15 protein-coding genes and 1 tRNA gene are annotated in these 18,768 nt (G+C 66.3%); 7 read left to right on the plus strand and 9 right to left on the minus strand.

The features are described 5' to 3' along the window. Positions 1 to 79: 79 nt before the first annotated feature. Both SJI00_RS05625 and SJI00_RS05630 read left to right on the plus strand, forming a co-directional pair. The gene (locus SJI00_RS05625) at positions 80 to 361 is read left to right on the plus strand and encodes a DUF5629 family protein (RefSeq protein ID WP_322460745.1); all 282 of its coding nucleotides are present in this window, start codon (positions 80 to 82) and stop codon (positions 359 to 361) included. After that, entirely contained in the window at positions 333 to 1,463 is a 1,131-nt protein-coding gene (locus tag SJI00_RS05630) for a lactonase family protein (protein WP_322460746.1), read from the plus strand. The genes SJI00_RS05625 and SJI00_RS05630 overlap by 29 nt, the downstream gene beginning before the upstream one ends. A gap of 482 nt (positions 1,464 to 1,945) precedes the next feature. Here the strand turns inward: SJI00_RS05630 and SJI00_RS05635 are convergent, their stop codons facing one another. Both SJI00_RS05635 and SJI00_RS05640 read right to left on the minus strand, forming a co-directional pair. Continuing rightward, complete coding sequence (locus SJI00_RS05635; protein WP_322460747.1) at positions 1,946 to 5,590, minus strand: AAA family ATPase; 3,645 nt, start codon at positions 5,588 to 5,590, stop codon at positions 1,946 to 1,948. Further along, entirely contained in the window at positions 5,587 to 6,825 is a 1,239-nt protein-coding gene (locus tag SJI00_RS05640; protein WP_322460748.1) for an exonuclease SbcCD subunit D C-terminal domain-containing protein, read from the minus strand. The genes SJI00_RS05635 and SJI00_RS05640 overlap by 4 nt, the downstream gene beginning before the upstream one ends. Positions 6,826 to 7,230: 405 nt before the next feature. Between SJI00_RS05640 and SJI00_RS05645 the strand changes: the two genes are divergently transcribed. The 4 genes from SJI00_RS05645 to SJI00_RS05660 all read left to right on the plus strand — a co-directional run bounded on the left by SJI00_RS05645 (position 7,231) and on the right by SJI00_RS05660 (position 9,019). Beyond that, a tRNA-Ser gene (locus SJI00_RS05645) sits at positions 7,231 to 7,305 on the plus strand. Between the two features lie 24 nt (positions 7,306 to 7,329). Further along, positions 7,330 to 7,599 (plus strand): hypothetical protein, encoded by a 270-nt coding sequence (locus SJI00_RS05650; RefSeq protein WP_322460749.1) that lies wholly within the window; start codon positions 7,330 to 7,332, stop codon positions 7,597 to 7,599. Between the two features lie 57 nt (positions 7,600 to 7,656). Further along, on the plus strand, positions 7,657 to 7,953 hold the full coding sequence (locus tag SJI00_RS05655; protein ID WP_322460750.1) for an ArsR/SmtB family transcription factor: 297 nt from the start codon (positions 7,657 to 7,659) through the stop codon (positions 7,951 to 7,953). Between the two features lie 55 nt (positions 7,954 to 8,008). Further along, positions 8,009 to 9,019, plus strand: a complete 1,011-nt coding sequence (locus tag SJI00_RS05660) for a zinc-dependent alcohol dehydrogenase family protein (protein WP_322460751.1) — start codon at positions 8,009 to 8,011, stop codon at positions 9,017 to 9,019. A gap of 393 nt (positions 9,020 to 9,412) precedes the next feature. Here SJI00_RS05660 and SJI00_RS05665 read toward each other — a convergent pair whose 3' ends face one another. Genes SJI00_RS05665 through SJI00_RS05690 form a run of 6 tightly spaced genes read right to left on the minus strand, consistent with a single transcriptional unit; the run spans position 9,413 to position 16,215 of the window. Continuing rightward, positions 9,413 to 11,032: a BatD family protein gene (locus SJI00_RS05665; RefSeq protein WP_322460752.1), complete on the minus strand. Its 1,620-nt coding sequence runs from the start codon at positions 11,030 to 11,032 to the stop codon at positions 9,413 to 9,415. Continuing rightward, complete coding sequence (locus tag SJI00_RS05670; RefSeq protein ID WP_322460753.1) at positions 11,029 to 12,750, minus strand: VWA domain-containing protein; 1,722 nt, start codon at positions 12,748 to 12,750, stop codon at positions 11,029 to 11,031. The genes SJI00_RS05665 and SJI00_RS05670 overlap by 4 nt, the downstream gene beginning before the upstream one ends. Continuing rightward, a complete protein-coding gene (locus SJI00_RS05675; protein WP_322460754.1) occupies positions 12,747 to 13,823 on the minus strand; it encodes a vWA domain-containing protein in 1,077 nt (358 codons plus the stop codon). Before SJI00_RS05675 ends, SJI00_RS05670 begins: the two co-directional genes overlap by 4 nt. Next, entirely contained in the window at positions 13,816 to 14,310 is a 495-nt protein-coding gene (locus tag SJI00_RS05680) for a DUF4381 domain-containing protein (RefSeq protein ID WP_322460755.1), read from the minus strand. The genes SJI00_RS05675 and SJI00_RS05680 overlap by 8 nt, the downstream gene beginning before the upstream one ends. Next, on the minus strand, positions 14,307 to 15,251 hold the full coding sequence (locus SJI00_RS05685) for a DUF58 domain-containing protein (protein ID WP_322460756.1): 945 nt from the start codon (positions 15,249 to 15,251) through the stop codon (positions 14,307 to 14,309). Before SJI00_RS05685 ends, SJI00_RS05680 begins: the two co-directional genes overlap by 4 nt. Positions 15,252 to 15,255: 4 nt before the next feature. After that, positions 15,256 to 16,215 carry an AAA family ATPase gene (locus tag SJI00_RS05690; RefSeq protein WP_322460757.1) on the minus strand — a complete coding sequence of 320 codons (960 nt, stop codon included), beginning with the start codon at positions 16,213 to 16,215 and terminating at the stop codon, positions 15,256 to 15,258. A gap of 229 nt (positions 16,216 to 16,444) precedes the next feature. On the opposite strand from SJI00_RS05690, the gene SJI00_RS05695 reads away from it, so the two are divergent. Beyond that, a complete protein-coding gene (locus SJI00_RS05695; RefSeq protein ID WP_322460758.1) occupies positions 16,445 to 17,761 on the plus strand; it encodes a T6SS phospholipase effector Tle1-like catalytic domain-containing protein in 1,317 nt (438 codons plus the stop codon). A 460-nt stretch (positions 17,762 to 18,221) separates the two neighbouring features. Here the strand turns inward: SJI00_RS05695 and SJI00_RS05700 are convergent, their stop codons facing one another. After that, complete coding sequence (locus tag SJI00_RS05700) at positions 18,222 to 18,575, minus strand: hypothetical protein (RefSeq protein ID WP_322460759.1); 354 nt, start codon at positions 18,573 to 18,575, stop codon at positions 18,222 to 18,224. Positions 18,576 to 18,768 lie beyond the last annotated feature (193 nt).

Consider the following 18,768-nt stretch of genomic DNA (forward strand, 5'->3'; position numbering starts at 1 on the left):
TCCGCTACCGGTCTTCAGCCGTGCGTGAGGTTGGCCCGCAGCAGGTATACTGCACGCCTTTTTTCGTTGCGGATTTCCCATGACCCTCCTTGCTGCCCTTCAAGCCTGCGACATGCTGCTGATCGATGACCTGCACTGTTTCGACTTTCACCTCGACGACAACGGCCTGATGGCCGAGTGCATGGACGGTCGGCAACTGCGCCGCTGGCAGTTCAGCCCGCAACAGATTGCCGCCGCGCAAAGTGAGGGTGAGCAATGGCGCCTCGACGGTGTCCAAGGCGAACACCGGCTGGTGTGCATGAGCGCACTGCGGGCCCCGGACGAGGACAACGATGAACAGGATCTACAAACACCTGCTTAGCACCGGCTTGATGAGCCTGACCCTGCACAGCCACGCCGCCACGCTGCTGGTGGGCAGCTACACCGATGGCGACAGCCACGGCATCTACCGCTATCACTTCGAGCCCAGGCAAGGGCAGATCGACGCGACCCCGCTGCAAGTGGTGCGCGCTGCCAATCCTTCCTGGCTGGTGTTGTCAGAAGACCAGCGCCAGCTGTACTCGGTCAACGAAGCGCCCGACGGCCAGGTCAGCAGCTTTGCCGTCGGCAAAGACGGCGCCCTCAGCCCGCTGGGCAAGATTGCCAGCCAGGGCGGCGAGCCGACCCATGCCAGCCTCAGCCGTGACCAGCGCTACTTGTTCGTCGCCAACTACGGCGCCAAAACGCCGGGCGGTAGCCTGGTGGCCTTGCCGGTGCGCCGCGACGGCACGCTCACCACCGCCACCCAGGACCTGCGCCACGCCCCCAGCAAGGTCGACGCCGAGCGCCAGACCGAGGCACACGTGCACTCGGTGGTGCTCGCACCCGACGGCCAGCACCTGTACGCCAGCGACCTGGGCGCCGACAAGGTGTTCATCTACCGCTACGACGCTGCCAATGACACCCAACCGCTCAGCTCAGCGCCGACGGCCAGCCTGTCACTGCCGCCTGGCAGCGGGCCGCGCCACCTGCAGTTCGATGCCAAGGGCAAGCACGCCTACCTGACGCTGGAAATGTCGGGTGAAGTGGCCATGCTCACGGTCAAACCCGACGGGCAGCTCGCGCTCAGCCAGCGTCTGCCGCTCACCGATCAGGCCGACCCTGCATTCAAGGCGGCAGGCGGGCTGCATTTGTCAGCCGATGGGCGTTTTCTTTACGTCAGCAACCGTGGCCAGGCCAACCAGATCGTGGCCTATCGGGTGAACCCCGACGATGGCCGGCTGACCCTGTTGCAGCGCCGCGCAGCGGAGGGCGAGCACCCGCGTGAATTCGTCGTAGCGCCGGATGGGCAATTCTTGTTGGTGGCGAACCAGCACAGCAACGAGATCGTGGTGATTCAACGTGATCCGCGTGAGGGGACATTGGGCGAGGTTGTGCAGCGCTTTGCACAGCCGGCGCCGTCGGATTTGAAGTTCATTGAATAGAGAGCGCCCAGCCGTCACCGCTGCGCTCCGGCCCCTCGGGGGTGACTCGAATGCTCTCTGGCGCGGCACCTGGGTAGAAGCCTGTTCGCCGTACCGGGGCTGCGGTGGCAGGTTCTTGCGGTCTTCTCTCTGTGCCACCTCTTGGCAAAACACGCGGTCCCGGTAGGAAACGGCCGGTCCGGCGCTCCGGATTGCCGCGATGGCCGCCGCAGTCGGCCTCATCCAGGCGCCCACGATGGCGTCTAAATGGGGGTGGCTGCCCTGGGCCGGCTTCGCCGGCCATCGCGAGCAAGCTCGCCCCTACGTGGGTTGCGTGTTGCCTGAGATTCACACGGTCCCTTCAGGAGCGGCTACTGCCGCGATGGCCGGCACAGCCGGCCCAGTTCAGCACCACCGGCCCACCTGACACAACGCAATGGCGGCCATTGGGGCTGCTGCGCCGCATCGCGACGCACCCTGCAGCGAGCTTTGCCGGCTCAGGCTCAGCCACACACCTCGACATCGCTCAACCCATTACCCTGACGCCGCACCTGGATCTGCACAGGAATACGCTCGTGCATTTCCTGCACATGGGAGATCACCGCCACTTTGCGCCCTTGGGCTTGCAGGCCATCCAGGGCATCCATCGCCAGCTGCAGCGATTCAGGGTCGAGGCTGCCGAAGCCTTCGTCGATGAACAGCGACTCGATGCGCAGCGTGCTGGAGGCCATCGACGCCAGCCCCAGGGCCAGGGCCAGCGAGACCAGGAAGGTCTCACCGCCCGACAACGAATGCACCGAGCGCAGCTCATCGCCCATCTCGGTGTCCATCACCAGCAGGCCGAGGGCGCTACCGCCGCGTTTGAGGCGATAGCGCCGGGCCAGCTGGCGCAGTTGGGTGTTGGCATGGTGCAGCAGCAGGTCGAGGTTGTAGCCCTGGGCGATCTTGCGGAAGACATCGCCCGAGGCCGAGCCGATCAGCGCGTTGAGCCGCGCCCAGCGCTGCCAGTGCTGCTCGGCGTGGGCGATTTCGGCAGCCAGTGCCTCGCAAACCTGCTGGCGGCGTTGGTCTTCGGCTTGCTGCGCCCGCAGTTCGGCGCAGTGCTGCTCGTGGTGGGCCAGGCGTTGCGCAGTCTCGGCCAGCGCCTGCTCCAGAGCATCGGCCGGCAACGGCTCGAGGTCAGGTTGCTGATGCTGCTGCAGGCGTTGCTCGCGCTCTTGCACACGGATGCGCGCTTGATCGAGCGCGGAGTCGGCGTCTTGCAGGCCCTGGCGCAAGGCCGCGCGCTGCGTGTCGTCGATGGCCAGCAGGCGCTCGAGGCCGGCGTCGTCGAGGTCGGCATGCGCCGCACGCCACTGGGCGATGGCCTGCTGCAGCTGTTGGTGTTCCTGCTCCAGCTCGTGCTGGCGGGCGCGTTTGGCCTTGAGCTCACTGGCCAGCTGCACCGCTTCGGTGTGGGTCGTCTGCAACTGGCGCTCGGTGTCGGCATGGCCGCTGCGTGCGTGTTCAAGCTGTTGCTGCACATGGCTCTGCCAGGCCTCGGCGCTGGCATGCTCGCCCAGCAGGTCGGCCAGGGCCGCGTGGGCTTGGGCGTGCTGCGCGGTGAGGGCGTCGAGCTGCGCGCGCAGTTGCTGCTGCTGCTCGCTACGGCCCTGCTGCTGATCGAGCAGGCGTTCCAGTTGCTGCTGGCGGCGCTGGTGCTCCTGCTGCTGCTCGCGGCGCTGCTCAAGCTGCTGCAGGCGCTCGCTGAGCTGCTGGTCGAGGGCCATGAACGCCTCGGCAGGCTGCTCGCGCAGGGCTTGCAGACGCTCGTTCGGCAGCACCTCGGCGAAATCGCCATAGGCCTGGTCGAGGCGTTGTTGGTCGGCGGCCAGCGCAGCATGTTGCTGGCCCAGGCGTTGTTCGGCGTGCTGCTGGGCTTCTTGGCCCGCGTGCAGTTGCTTGGTGGCCTGGGCGGCGTCACGTTGCAGGCGGTTCAAGGCCTGCTGACGCTGCTCATCGCGATGGATTTCCTGCTCCAGGCGCCGCGCCTGGCCGTCGAGCCAGGTACCGCGTGCAGCTGGCTCCTGGGTCTGCAGCGCGGGCCAGAGGGCCAGCGCTTCGAGCTGCTGCTGGAGCGGCTGCCACTGCGTATCGAGCTGCGTTTGCTCCTGCTGATAGGCCTTGAGCTGCCCGTTCACCCCACCCAGCTCGCTGCGCAGCGTGTCCAGGCGCTTGGCGAGCTGCTGCACGTGGGCGACGGCTGCGGCTTGCTCGGCCTCGTCGTGCTGGCCGAGGCTGTGCAGCAGCGCCTCAGGCTGATGGAAGGGGTGCTCCAGGCTGCCGCAGACGCTGCACGGCTCGCCCTCGCGCAGTTGTGCACGCAAGGCCTCGACGCTGTCGTGACGGGCCAGACGCTGGCGCTCCAGCAACTGCCGGGTCACGGCCAGCGCCTGCTCGGCAGTGGCGTGTTCGGTTTTCGCGGCGGTGCCGTCCTGAATCAGCTGCTGGCGCTGCTGCAAGGCGTGCTGCTGACGCGCTTTGAGCGTGTCCAGGCGTTGCTGCACGTCGTGGGCCTGCCCGTGCAGGCGTGCCGCTTCGTCGACCGCGCGTTGTTGCTTGCGGTTGTCTTGCAACATGGCGCTGAGCAAGTCGAGCTGTTCATCCACGGCCTGCGGTTCGGCACCGCCTTCACGGTAGAGCAGGTCGAGGGCCTGGCGCTGCTGGAGAACCTGGGCGTTGGCCTGGCTGACCTGCGCCTGCAAGGCCGGCAGCTCCTCACGCCCCTGGCTGAGCCGGTTGGCGATCTGCAGCACCTGTTGCAACTGGCCGCGATAGGCCTGCCAGGCATCGCCCAAGGTCGCCAGTGCGGCGCTCTGGGTCAGGGCCTGCTCCAGCTGCGTGAGCTGCGCCTCATCGCGCTGCTGCGCGGCCTCCAACTGTTCGCGTTGCTGCTGCAAGGCGGCGCAGGCCTGTTCGGCCTGCTCGACGGCGCTACCGGCTTTGCTCAGCTCATCTTGCAGGCGCGTGCGCGTGTCTTGTGCGGCGAACGCCTGACGTAGCCGTGGTGCGCTGTCGGCGTCCTGTTGCTGACGCGCTGCCAGTGTCTGTGCGGCAGTGGCCAGCGCGCCTTCGAGCGTTTCACGGCGGGCCTGCACGGCCGTTTGTTGCTGGAGGTGCTCAGCCAGCGCGGCGGCCAAGGGCTGCAACTGCGCCATGACCTGCTGTTCACGTTGGAACTGGTGGCGCTGCGGCGCCAGTTGTTCCAGGCGTTGCAGATCGCTGCGCTGGGCGGCCAGGCCCTGGACCTGCTGCTCAGCAGCGGCCAGTGCCTGTTGCGCGGCCTGAAATTGTGCCTGCAACTGTTGCTGTTCCTGCGCCCAGGCCCGTTGGCGTTCCAACTGACGTTGCTGGTCCTGATCGGCTTTGAACTGCTGCTGCGCGCCGAGCAAGGTCTGCTCCAGCTCGGCGCGGGCCTCGCTGGCCATCGGCTGCACGTGACTGGCCCGGTCCAGCAGCGTCTGCTGAACCTTCTTCGCCTCCGTGGCCTTGCTGAACGCACGTTGCCCCAGGCGCGTGTAGATCGAGGTGTTGGTGAGCTTTTCCAGCAGCTCGCTGCGGTCCTTGTCGTTGGCCTTGAGGAAAGCGCTGAACTCGCTCTGGGCCAGCATCACCGCGCGGGTGAACTGCTCGAAGTTCAGGCCCAGGCGGGTTTCCAGCAGTTCTTTGTATTCCTGCTTGCCGCTGCCCAGCAGCTGCTCGCTGTCGAGGTCGTAGAGGCTTTGCCGGCTGTTCTGCAGCTTGCCGTTGGCCTTGTCGCGGGCGCGGTTGGCTTCCCAGCGGGCACGGTAGCGGCGGCCGTCGACGCCCACGAAATCAACCTCGGCGTAACCGCTGCCGGTGCCACGGCGCAGCAGATTGCGCGGATCGCTGGTGGCGATATCGCCCTCGGCATCCGGTACCTTGGTTTCGCGGCCAAGGTCGTTGAGCCGCGGTACAGTGCCGAACAGCGCCAGGCACAGGGCATCGAGCAAGGTGCTTTTACCCGCGCCGGTCGGGCCGGTGATGGCGAACAGGCCAGCGCTGGCCAGCGGTTCGGCAGTGAAGTCGATTTCAACCGGCCCGGCCAGCGAAGCCAGGTTCTTCAAGCGAATGGCAAGAATCTTCATGGCTGCTGCTCCTCCAGTTGCACGTCCTGCAGCAATTGCGCGAAGTCGGCCAGCGTCTGCTCGTCGACCTCGTTGCCATAGGCCTGGGCCCAGGCGCGGCTGAAGAGGTCTTGCGGGGTGAGCTGGCTGAGCTCGACGAAACCTTGGCCGTCGTCGCTGGCGTCGGTCGTACCGGCGTACTCGGCGCCGATGCGCACCAGGCGCACGGCCTTGCCGCTCAGGGCCGTGTCGATCTGCTGGCGCAGGTCGGGCTGCGGTTCATCCAGACGCACGCGCACTTCCAGCCACGGCTGACGATTGGGGTCTTGCAGCAGGTCGGGCGCCGGCAACTCGGCCAGCTGCGTCAGCACCTCGGCCAGCGGCGCCGGGCCGACGCGCAGCAAGGCCACGGCACGCGGCACCAGCCGCGGCTCGACGCTGACCAGCTCGGCGCCCTCCAGCTCGATCTCCAGCACCTGGTGCGGGTAATTGATTTCGGCGAACGACAGCGGCAGCGGCGAGCCGCTGTAGCGGATGCGCGACTCGCGGTTGACCTGCTGCGGCTTGTGCAGATGGCCCAGCGCAACGTAGGCGATGCACGGGTCGAACAAGCGCGCCGGCAGCGCCTCGGCATTGCCGATGACCAGGCTGCGCTCGGAGTCTTCCGACACCGAGCCACCGGCCATGTGCGCGTGGCTAATGGCGACCAGGGCCTGATCTTTCTTGCGCTTGCCTTGCGCGGCGGCGGTCAGCTGTTCGTGGACCTTGGCGATGCCTTTGAGGTAGTCATCGCCCAGCTGCGGCCCGGTCACTTCGGCTGGGCGCAGGAACGGCAGCGCCAGGCACCAGGCACAGACCTTGCCGCGTGCGTTGGTCAACGGAATCAGCAGCCGCTCGGCATCCAGCTCGCCCTCGTCGAGCCAATGCACGCGGCCCAGCGCATGGGTGCGCAGGCGCCGCATCAGCGCCGCCGGCAGCTCGATGCGCGAGCCTGAATCGTGGTTGCCGGCAATCATCACGATGTCGAGCTTGGGCAGTTGCTCGTGGGCCCTGACGATGAAGTCGTACAGCCGCTCCTGCGCCTTGACAGGCGGGTTGACGGTGTCGAACAGATCACCCGCGATCAGCAGCGCATCCGGCTGGCGCAGCTGCAACTGGCCGAGCAGCCAGTCGAAGAAACAGGCGTGTTCAAAGTCGCGTTCCTGGCCGTGCAGGCTCTGGCCCAGGTGCCAGTCGGAGGTGTGAAACAGACGCATGGATGACCTGTGAAGTCGGGCCGCGCCGGGGGTGGCGGGGCGGGGGAAAGGGCGTGTTGCGAATGGACGGTATGGTAACTCATGGGAGGGGATGGACGGGGAAGAGCGAGACGTCATCGAGGCATGGGTCCGTGCCAGACAGCCTGTGCGCAACCCATTCGCCACACGCCCTGCCCAACGGATAGGGCCCTGATTCATCGCAGGCGTAAAAAAGGCGAGTTTTTTGCCTGGAATTTGAACATGGCCGCGCGGGCTGAACCTCGGAGGGGCCACGCTACAGCGCTGGGCGACTGAGGCCTTGGCGAGAACCCCTAGCCGAAAATCTCTGCCCTGCATCTACATCGCACATGCCCACGAATGCCTCGGACTTCACATCTTTCCAACCTTCCCCGACAGCCGCCCTGTTCCGAGGTAGTTCAGCGGTAGAACGCTCGGCTGCTACCCGAGTGGGCGCTGGTTCGACTCCAGCCCTGGGACCCACTACTGCACCCTGTGTGAGGCCGCATGCCCCAGCGCGATAGCGACTCCGCCACACGGCCTGGCATCGGCGCCGGCTATGCCAGCTGGCAACTCAGCAAAACCCTGCTCGCAGAAAGCGATGGCCTTGATCCGCGCGTGCGCCAATGCCGCCGCACGCATTGCACGTTGGCAGCAGGTACTCGCGCACGCCGTGCAGGGTACTTGCAATACGGCTCGCGCACGCCTTTGGCCGACGTGCCCGCCTGGGTCTCGCGCGAAGTGAGCACGGGCGGTTTCGCCACGGGGCGTCTTTAGGCGGGAGTTATAGATTATCGATTGAACATTTCGTAAAAAAGCGTAACATCGCTGCCCATGATTCTCGAACAGCTCAAAGCCCTGGGCAACGACACTCGCATGGAAATGATGGAGTGGCTCAAAGACCCAGTCAGTCATTTCCCGCCTCAGGACCATGGCGATCCTGCGCTTGGCGTGTGCGTGACTCATTTGCAGCACAAGGCAGGGCTGTCGCCGTCTACCGCGTCTGCACATTTGGCCATCTTGCAGCGTGCGGGCTTCGTGCTGACCACGCGCATCGGAAAGTGGACTTACTACCGGCGCAATGAGCAGGCGATCAAAGACTTTGCGGCCAAGCTGGTCATCACGTTGTAATTTTTAAGCTTTCATTTCGTTATTTCGCGTAATTAAAAAACATGAGGAGCCTCCTATGAGCAACAATACTATCTTCGTCCAACCCGGTGGCGGCTATGAAAACGTCGTGGTGGGCAGCAGCGAAGTCCAGGCCGCAGCGCATGGCGAGATCACCGTGCGCCTCTACGCCAACGCGCTCAATTACCACGACTTCGCGGTGGTCAGCGGTATGTGGGGCCCTAGCGAAAAACGCATCCCCATGGCCGATGGTGCAGGTGAAGTGATTGCCGTGGGCCCGGATGTCACTGAATTCAAGGTGGGTGACTCGGTTGTCAGCACCTTCTTCCCGGAGTGGATCGACGGTGTGCCCCTGGTTGAAGGCTTTGTCAGCGTGCCAGGCGATGGCATCGACGGCTACGCTCGCGAGCAAGTGACCGCCAAGGCCACCTCGTTCACCCTCGCACCTACCGGCTACAGCCACGCAGAAGCCTCGACGCTGACCACCGCAGGCCTCACTGCATGGCGCGCGCTGATGGCCGATGACTCGCTCAAGCCAGGCGACACCGTGCTGGTCCAGGGCACCGGTGGCGTTTCAATCTTCGCCCTGCAGTTCGCTAAGATGGCCGGTGCTACCGTCATTGCCACCTCCTCAAGCGACGAAAAACTTGAACGCTTGAAAGCGCTCGGCGCTGATCATGTCATCAATTACCGCAAAGACCTCAACTGGGGCGAAACTGCACGTGCTTTGACAGGTGGCCGTGGTGTCGACCACATCATCGAAGTTGGCGGCCCAGCAACGCTTGAGCAGTCGATGATTGCCATTCGGGTAGCGGGTCATATCTCCGTCATCGGGATATTGAGCGGTGTCAGCGGTGCCATGAACTTCGTCCCCGCACTGGTCAAGCAAGTGCGCCTGCAAGGTGTATTGGTGGGTAGCCGCAGCCAGCAGCAAGACATGATCCGAGCCATCAATGCCAATGGCATGCGCCCTGTGATCGACCGTCATTTCCCTTTGAGCGAGATTGTCGAGGCGTTCAAGTATCAGGAAACCAACCAGCATTTCGGCAAGATTTGCCTGGATATCTAAGTCCATTTAAGCGGGCCTGATGCGTGTCCGATCTCAAAGTCAGGTCAGCATGGCTGCTGACCTAGGGTCTGCATGTAAAGTCTTGAGACGAAGCTCAGGCAAGGCGAAAACAGGGGAGAAAGCGGAGCGTACTCAAATACGTGAGCATTTCGGCGCAGCCGGCCTCATCCAGACCCCCGCGATAGTGTGTAAGAACGGTCGCAGCCCTGGCGCGGCCCAGCCGCCCTGACTGATGCAACGCATGACCTGCCGATAATCCGCGATCGCAGCCATTGGGGCTGCTCTGCAGCCTCTCGCGACTGAAGTCGCTCCTCCAAGGCCGCATTTGCTTGCGCAGCGCCTTGGGCATGACCGTGGGTAGGTGACAGGCGGTTGGCGTTTACGGCACCACGCTTACTTGGGATAGAGGGGCGGGAGGCCACCCTCTCCAGTACTCAGTGCCTCGATGGCCTCACCCTGCGGAATATCCCCAATCGCTCGCCACAAATCCGCTCCCTGCCAATACTGGCCACTCTCGCTATACAGCGCGCCGTTAAGCGCATCCAGTGCCTCCGACAACGGCACGAAGCGCGCTGCCATCTCCGCCAGCGTCTCTGGCTGCTGCCGCGCCCAGGCATCCAGCGCCTGGCGCGTGGCGTGGGAATCGTTGGCCTGGCACGCCCGCTTCAGGTCATCCAGCAGCGTGCGCGGGCTCGGCCCGCTCGGCGCCACCTTCAGCACCGCCGGCCGCGAACGTGCACGCCACCAGAGGGTGAAGCCCAGCGCGGTGCTCAGGGCCAGTAGCAGCGTGGCCAGCTGCCATGGCCACAGCCGACCAATGCCCGCCCGTGGGTCACCGCCGGGGGTCTCGCTCTCCAGCGCCGGATTGGCCTGCACCTGCAGGCTGCGCGCGGGCAGGGTGCTGGTTTCCAGGTGATCTTCGCGGGTGTTCCACCACGTCACCTCGACGCTGGGCAGGGCCAACGGGCCGCTGCGCACCGGCACCAGTGCTTCGCGCTCTTCGCGGTTGGCGGTCATGCCGCGCTCGCTGACATCGTTGCGCAGCAGCGCTTGATCGGGATAGCGGCGCAGGCCGTCGAGCTCGGTGGCGGGCAGCGGCGGCAATTGTGTGCTCGACAACCCTTCGGCGCGCAGGGTGATGCTGCGGGTCAGTGAGTCGCCAATTTGCGTGGGCTGCTGGGCAGGGTCGGGGTTCCAGTGCTCATCCAGGCTGAGGTTGCGCGCCGGCAGCCAGGGCACGTTTTTCGGATAACCCGCCGGCATGGCCTTGGCGGTGAGGGTCAAGGCGGTCGAGGCGACCTGCACCTGGCGCCCGCCGCGTGTGCTGCCAGGGCTGGCGTCATCGGCGGCCGTGGCGGTAAAGGTCAGGCCGGGCACCGCCAATACACCGCTTTGCTGCGGGTACAGGGCGTAGCGCGTTTCGATCACGCCATGGCGCACGCCGTTGATGTCTTTCTCGTAGGTGCGCGATTCACCCAGCGCCTCGACCTTGATGCCGTCTGCCTGCACCGGGCTGAGGCTGCTGTCGTCGTACAGCGGCACCGAGTGGTAGATGCGCACGGTCAGCACGGCCTGAGCCTGCACGTACACCTCACTGGCATCGAGGGTGGTTTCGATGAACACCTGGGACGCGTTGCCGGGGCGAGAGGCGTCGGCCTGCAGCACTTGCAGCTCGATGGGCTGGCTGTGCGACTGGCCCAGTTGCAGGGCCGGGATGCTCAGGCTGCCGCTGCGCTTGGGCAGCAGGGAGACGATCCAGCGGGTGCTGGCCCGGGTTTCGCCGTCGAGGGTGTGCAGGCTGTTGAGCTGACGTGTGCCGCGTACGTCGAAGTCGGCATCCAGGCTCGACAGGTCGGGTTTGCCGAACTGGGTGACGTCCTGGCTTTCGAGGATCAGTTCCACGGTTTCCCCGGCTTCCACACGGGTGCGGTCGACGCTGGCCTGCAGGGTTGGCTCGGCCTGGGCCAACAGTGCCCAGAGCAGGCTCAGTAGAAAGACGCCGACGCGGCTCATGGTGTTTTTTCCTGATGCAATTGCTGTTCATACCAGAATTTGCGCCGCAGCAGCTGCGCGGGGTTGTCGGGGATTTCGCGCAGCCATTGCTCCAGGGCCTGGCGCTGCTCGGCATCCAGATTGCCAGCCCCCGGGCGGGCAGGGGCATTGGGCAAATCCTCGTCCTGACCGCTGGCATTGGCGCCGGGTGCCTGGCCGCTAGGCTTGCGCTGGCCCGGTTGGGCCTCACCTGGCCGTGCTTCGTTGCCCGGGCCGTCTGGCAACGGCGTGCCAGCAGAGCCGCTGTCGCCATCGCTGTCACTGCCGGGTGCGCCTTCAGCATCGCCACCGGCATTGGGTTGAGCCTGGGCGCCAGCGGTGCGTTGGGCCAACGCTTCTTCGACCAGCGCCTGATTGGCCAGGGCCGGCTGCAGATCGCTCTGCCGGTCGAGGGCTTGCTCATAGGCGTCCAGCGCCGCGTCCAGCTCGCCACTGGCTGCCAGCGCGTTGCCACGATTGTAATGAGCCTCGGCGCTGTCGCTTTCGGCAAATGCCTTGGCGGCGCCCTCGAAGTCCCCGGCCTGGTACAGCGCCATGCCCCGCCATTGCGGGTCTGCGAAACGCCGCGCCGCCTGCGCGGGCTGATGCTGCTCAAGCAATTGCCGGCCTTGTTGGTCAGGGCGCAGCCACAGGTCGCGCAGCTCGAAGGCCTGGCTTGGCTGCGGCAGGGCCAATAGTAGTGGCAGGCAGAACAGCCAGCCCCGCCGCCCTGCACAGGCTGCCAGCAACAGCAGCGGCAGCAGCAGCCAGTAACCTTGGTCCAGCCAACTGTCGAGCTGCACGGTCTGGCCGTCGCTGCGCAGGCGCAGCGGGTTGTCGAACAGGCCCAGGCCGCGCAGGTCGAGGTCATCGAGACGGGCGTGGCGATAGCGCCCGCCGGTGTCGTTGATGAAGCGTTTGAGGCTAGGGCTGTCCAGGCGCGGCAGCAGGATCGCGCCGTGCTCATCCTTGAGGTACTCACCGTTGGCCTGGCGGACCGGGGCGCCTTCGCTGCTGCCGATGCCGAGCATCAGCAGGCTCGGCCCATGGCGCCCGAGGGCGCGCTCAATGGCGCTGCGTTCATGCTCGCTCAGGGACGAGCCGACCAGCAGCAAGCGACCTTGGCCCAGGTCACTTTGCGCCAGCAGCCCGAGGGCCTTGCGCACGGCAAGGTCGGCGCGCTGGCCAGGCTGCGGCATGAGCGAGGGGTCGAGGGCTTCGAGCAGGTTGCGCGTGGTGGCCAGGTCGTCGGACAGCGGCACCAGCGTGTGTGCGCTGCCGGCGTAGACGATCAGCGCGGTCTGGCTGTCGCGGCGCTGTTCGAGCAGGTCGAGGATCTTGCGCCGCGCCTGTTCCAGGCGGTTCGGCGCGCTGTCTTCGGCGAGCATCGCAGGGGTAAGCTCGAGCAGAATCACCAGCGGGTCGGCGGGGCGCTGATGGGTGTGCTCGACGCGCTGCCAACTGGGCCCGAGCAAGGCCAGCAGCACCAGCAGCCAGGCCACGCCCAAGGCGATCCAGGCCAGCTTGCGGTTACTGCCGCTGCCGCCGCCGAGCAGCGTGGCATGAAACTGCACCGGCAAGATCATCTGCCAGCGCCCGGCGCGCTGGCGTCGGCGCCAGAGCTTGAGCAGCAGCCAGCCAAGCAGCGGCAAGGCCAGCAACCAGAGCGGGCGCAGCCAGTAGGGCCAGAGCTCGGTCATCGGCGTTTCCTCAGGCGCAGGCGTTTGAGCCGTTGCTGCCACTGCGGGTGCGGCTGCAGGAAGCGCGGTTTGCGCAGTTGCCGTTGCAGCCGGTTGTCGGGCCAGAGCGCGGCGCACACCAGCAGCACACTGAGCAGCAGCGCCAGGGCCAACGGCCAGGCATACAGCGCCTCGGCGGCGCGGGCTTGGGTCGGTTGCTGGGCCACCGGTTCCAGCTCATCCAGGGTGTCGCCGATGTCGGCCAGTTCCGCACCGTTGTGCGCGCGGAAGTAGCTGCCGTGGGTCAGCTCGGCGATTTCCTTGAGTGAGGCTTCGTCCAGGTCCAGGCTCGGGTTGAGCCCGAGCAGGCCGGGCGTGCCGGTCGCTTCCGGGTTGGCGCCAATGCCGATGGTGTAGATGCGCACGCCCTCCTGGGCCGCCAAGCGCGCGGCGGTCAGCGGATGAATCTGCCCGCCGTTGTTGGCGCCGTCGGTGATCAGGATCAGCACACGGCTGTTGGCTGGGCGCTCGCGCAGGCGCTTGACTGCCAGGCCGATGGCGTCGCCGATGGCGGTGTTCTTGCCGGCGATGCCGATCAGCGCGTCGTCGAGGAAGGTGCGCACGGTGCGCCGGTCGAAGGTCAGCGGCGCCTGTAGGTAGGCTTCGCTGCCGAACAGGATCAGGCCCACGCGGTCGCCCTTGCGTGCTTGCAGGAAATCACCGAGCAACGCCTTGACCAAATCCAGGCGGCTGATGTCTTCGCCTTTCCACGGCATGTCGGGGAAGTCCATCGAGCCCGAGACATCCACCGCCACCAGCAGGTCGCGACCGCTGGCCGCCACCGGCACCGGTTCGCCCAGCCATTGCGGGCGGGCGGCGGCGAACAGCAGCAGCAGCCAGATCACTACGAACGGCGCCTGCTGGCGCCAGGTCGGCAGGTTCAGCCGCGCGCGGCGCCCGGCCAGGGCTTCAAGCTCGGGCAGAAAGCCTACCTTGAGCACCGGCTCGCCGCTGTCAGCGGGCGGCAGCAACAGACGCAGCAGCCACGGCAGCGGCGCGAGCAGCAGCAACCACGGCCAGGCCAGCTCAAACATGTTTGCGAATCCAGGTGTCCACCGCCTGGCTGAGCCCGGCGATGGCTTTGTCATCGAGTTTGCACTCGGGCTTGTAGGCGCCTTCGACCAGCACCATCCAGCGGGTCAACCCGGCGGCCGGGCAGCGGTTGTCGAGAAAGGCCAGCCATTGCCGGCCATTGAGGGTGTGGCTGTTGGCGCCGGGATAGTGGTTGCGGCACAGGCGCTTGAGCAGGGCGTTGATCTGCTGCAGCCAGGCGCCGGCAGGCGCACCGTCGTAGGGCCGCGGCAGGCGCGCGAGCTCGGCCAGAGCGGCGCTGCGCACCGGGTCGATGTCGGATTCGATCACCTTGACCGGCGCGCGTTTGGGCCGCCAGTGGCGCATGCGCCAGGCAGTCCAGGCCAGCGCCAGCACCGCGACCAGTAAAAACCACCAGCCGGGGGCCGGCGGCCACAGGCCGATGGCGGGCGGTGCGATCAACGGCTGCAAGCCGTCCAGCGGGTTCATCGGTTGTGCCCCGGGCGTTGCGCGCTGAGGTGTTCGCGCAGTTGCTCGATCAGGTCACTGCGGGTGGTCAGCGGCATCAACACCACGCGCAGTTTCTGCGTCAGCACCTCCCAGCGTTCGATCCGTGCTTGGGCCTGCTGGTGATAGGCCTGGCGCAGGCTGGCGTCGAGCGTGTCGAGCTCAAGCTGCGCGCCGCGCTGGGCGAAGCGCAGCAGGCCGGCGGCGGGCAGGGCGTGGTCGAGCGGGTCGGACACCGGCATCAGCAGCAGGTCGCAGTGGCGCGAGAGCATCGACAGGTGCTGCTCGGCCTGCTCGCTCAGCGCCCGCTCATCACAGACCACAATGGCCAGGCTGCCAGGGCGCAGGACCTCGCGCGCGCGGCGCAGGGCCAAGCCCAGGCTGTCGGGCTGCGGCGTGGCGTCGGTGTGCAGCAGCTGGTTGACCCGCGCCAGGCGGTTGAGCAGTTGCAGCAGGCTCTGCTTGCTGCGCCGGGGCTTGATTTCGTGGGGCTCGCCGTCGCCGAAGACCAGGCCGCCGATGCGATCGTTGTGGTCGAGGGCGGCCCAGCCGAACAGCGCCGCGGCCTGGGCGGCGAGCACCGATTTGAACAGCAGCCCGGAGCCGAAGAACAGCCGCTGGCTCTGCTCGATGAGGATGTAGATCGGCCGCTCGCGCTCCTCATGGAACAGCTTGGTGTGCGGCTCTTGAGTGCGCGCGGTGACGCGCCAGTCGATGTTGCGCACATCGTCGCCAGCCTGGTACACGCGCACCTGGTCGAAATCCACCCCGCGCCCGCGCAGCTTGGAAGGGTGCAGGCCCACCAGCGGGCTGCGTTGGCCGGGCCGCGAAAACAGCTGGACCTCGCGCACCCGGTGGCGCATGTCGATCAGATCGCTCAGGCCGATGCGGATGCCGGGTTCGGCCGTGTGGGGTGTGGGCATGGGGTCAGGCGACGGCGACGACGTCGAGGATACGCTGGACCACGCGGTCCTGATCGACCCCCGCCGCCTCGGCCTCGAACGACAGGATGACGCGGTGGCGCAGCACGTCGAACAGCACCGCCTGGATGTCCTCGGGGCTGACGAACTCGCGCCCGGCCAGCCAGGCGTGGGCCCGCGCGCAGCGGTCCAGGGCAATCGAGCCGCGCGGGCTGGCGCCGTAGGCGATCCAGTCGGCCAGTTCGCTGTCGAACTTGGCCGGGGTGCGCGTGGCCATCACCAGTTGCACCAGGTACTCCTCCACGGCATCGGCCATGTACAGGCCGAGAATTTCCTTGCGCGCGGCGAAAATCGCCTGCTGGCTGACCTGGCGCTCGGGCTTGGTTTCCCCGCCCAGCGCCTCGCCCCGGGCCTGCTGAAGAATGCGCCGCTCCACGGCGGCGTCGGGGAAGCCGATCTTGACGTGCATCAGAAAGCGGTCGAGCTGGGCTTCGGGCAGGGGATAGGTGCCCTCCTGCTCGATCGGGTTCTGCGTGGCCATCACCAGAAACAGCGGCGACAGGTCATACGTGCTGCGCCCGACGCTGACCTGGCGCTCGGCCATGGCTTCGAGCAGCGCCGACTGCACCTTGGCGGGCGCGCGGTTGATTTCATCGGCCAGCACCAGGTTGTGGAAGATCGGCCCTTGCTGGAAGACGAAGCTGCCAGTTTCCGGACGATAGATTTCCGTGCCGGTGATATCGGCCGGCAGCAGGTCGGGGGTGAACTGGATGCGATGGAACTGCGCCTCGACGCCTTCGGCCAGCTCTTTGATGGCACGGGTCTTGGCCAGGCCTGGAGCACCCTCGACCAGCATGTGACCGTCGGCCAGCAGGACGATCAGCAGGCGATCGATCAGCCGCTCCTGACCCAGGATCTGGGTGGAGAGGAAAGTGCGTAGCGCGATCAACGCGTCGCGGTGGTCCATCGGAGGCGGTTCCTGGAGAGGCGCCGGGGCGGATGTGGCACATCCGTACCGGCAGGGGCTGATACTTTAATCCATCCGCAGGTGCGCCGACTAATGGCCACGCGCCTATTTTTCACCAACTTCCTTTGTGAAATGGCGAAATGTCCCGCATTGGCGGCTGACTTTGCTGATCCCACACACCGAGCGATCTGGCCTCTGCTGGCAATCCCATCAGCCAGAGGCTTGCGCCATGACCCAGATACCCCACCTTACCCCGTCCGTTACCCTGCGCTTTGGCGTGTTTTTCGATGGCACCGCAAATAACCAGGCCAATGCCGTGACCGACGCCGGCGTGGCGACGGGAGGCGGCGGCAGTTATGCCAACGCCTTGAGCAATGTAGCGCTGCTGCACCGGCTTTACCCGAACGGCCCCGATCCACAGAGGCCGCGGCACTACCGGCCGTTGTATTTCGAAGGGGTTGGCACCCGTGCCGGTCAGCCCGATGCACGCCTCGATCAGGCCAGCGGCGCCGGCGCCACCGGCGTCGAGGCGCGGGTGCGGCAGGCTCTGGTAGAGGTCGCCGAGCAGGTGCGGCGCTGGCCGAGCGAGCACCCCCAGCAGGCGCTGGCGGGGGTCGAGTTCGATCTGTTCGGCTTCAGCCGAGGCGCGGCGGCCGCCAGGCACTTCGCCAATGTGCTGCTGGTTGAGGTGGGCGACACCTCGCCCTGGCAGGCGTCGCTCAAAGACGGCGTGACGATCAACTTCATCGGCCTGTACGACACTGTAGCGGCGATTTTCGACCCCTTCACCTCGGGCCATGGCTCAGGTTCTGCTGGGCTGGGCGGTTTGCGCCTGGGGCTGGCGGAGGGCCTGGCCCGGCAGGTGGTGCAGTTGGTCGCCGCTGACGAGCGGCGGCACAATTTTCCGCTGATCGCCAGCGGGCATGACCTCGTGCTGCCGGGGGCGCATGCCGATATCGGCGGCGGCTATCTGCCGCGCATGATGGAGGCGGTATTGCTGAGCAAGCCGTTTTCCAGCCGGGTGAGTGTGGCCATGGCGGCAGGCGACACTGCGGCCTACCAGGCCGCGACCCAGGCGCTGGAGGCCTTGCCGCAGGTCCAGCGCGCCGGGACGCTGGTGCGAACCTGGGAGGTGCTGAGCCGCGACCATCACGCGCGCCGAGAGGCGCCGTACAAGCAGGTCTACGCCGCGCCGTGCCGCGAGCGCGAGGTGTGGGGAGACTTGTCGCGCGTGTACCTGAGCATCTTGCGTGAACTCGCGGTGGTCCAGGGCGTGCCGTTCGCGCCGCTCCCGGCGCCCCTGCTGGCGCTGCCGGCCGACCTGCTCGAGATCAGCGCCCGCCTGCATGACTACGCCCTGGGCTGTCGCGACGATCCGGGGCTCGATGCCGCGCAGATGGCGCTGCTGCACGCGCGCTACATCCACACCTCGGCGCATTGGAATGCGGTGAGTGCATGGCGGGAGAGTGTGTTGGACGGGGTCTTCATCAACCGGCCGACTGCCGATGGGGTGAGGCAAGTGCATCGTGATGTGCTGGAGGGTTGAAGGGGCAGGTCTAAGCGCGGTGGTCGGCCCTTCGGGGGGCTGTCTGGAGTGGGGCGGCGTTGCCGCCCTTCGCGAGCAAGAACCAGGCGTTCCCCTCGCGCCTACAAGGGTTGGCGTAGTGCTTGGAGTTCACAGGGGCCTGGGGAGCTGCAACGGGTCTGCTCGGATTGATCGTGGAGGTCTGGATGGGGGCTGCAACCCAGCCCCCATGACCGCAACCCCGTGTGCTCAAGGAGGTCCGCGGCGCCCTCAAGCCGGCCGGCAGCGCCGCTGTTGGGCCGGCTTGCGCGTCTGTTGCGAGGGAGCTCGCTGCACGGGCGTATCAGCTGAGCTTCACACCGTCCTGCTGGAGCGGCTATTGCCGCGATGGCCGGCGCAGCCGGCCTGACTCAGGCAACACCCACTAGGAAGATTACCGGATGGCGACCCTCTGGCCGCCTTGCAGTCTTTCGTAGCCTCCTCAGACCTCAACGATCAACTCGCCGGTGCCCTCCAGCAGATTGCGCAAGGTTTCGATCACTTCGGCCAGGTCACTCGCCGGCGTGGCATGTTCGATCTCCAGCTGTTCATCGCCCTTGAGTGCATCGCGATCCCCAGCCGCCACCTTCAGGACCAGGCGGGTCGGGCTGACCGTCACGGTCAGGCCGTCGAGTGTGGAGGGCGCGTCATCCAGGGTCAGGTCGAGGGTGTCTTCGTCGGGGTAGCGGGTCAGCAGAAACATCTGGCCGTTGCTGGCGAAGCAGCACAGCGTCGCCATGTTGTCTTCTTCGTCATCGCACGGGGTGGCGAGGAATTGCGCTGTCTTCAGGTGCATGGCGGGCTCATGGAATGAATGAAAAGGAATTTTGCCAGGGGGAAATGTCTCAGCATTGCGACATATTGCCTCACCTTGACCGAATATGTCGCAGCACCGGAAGCCGTCTGACCGGCCAGTCGTTAAGCTGCCCAGTCGATGGTTACCCGTAAAGGCACAGTGTTACCCCACAGTCGCTTTTGCAGATACCCAT

The sequence above is a fragment of the Pseudomonas gebzensis genome (assembly GCF_034427815.1).
In the GTDB taxonomy this organism is placed as follows: Bacteria; Pseudomonadota; Gammaproteobacteria; order Pseudomonadales; family Pseudomonadaceae; genus Aquipseudomonas.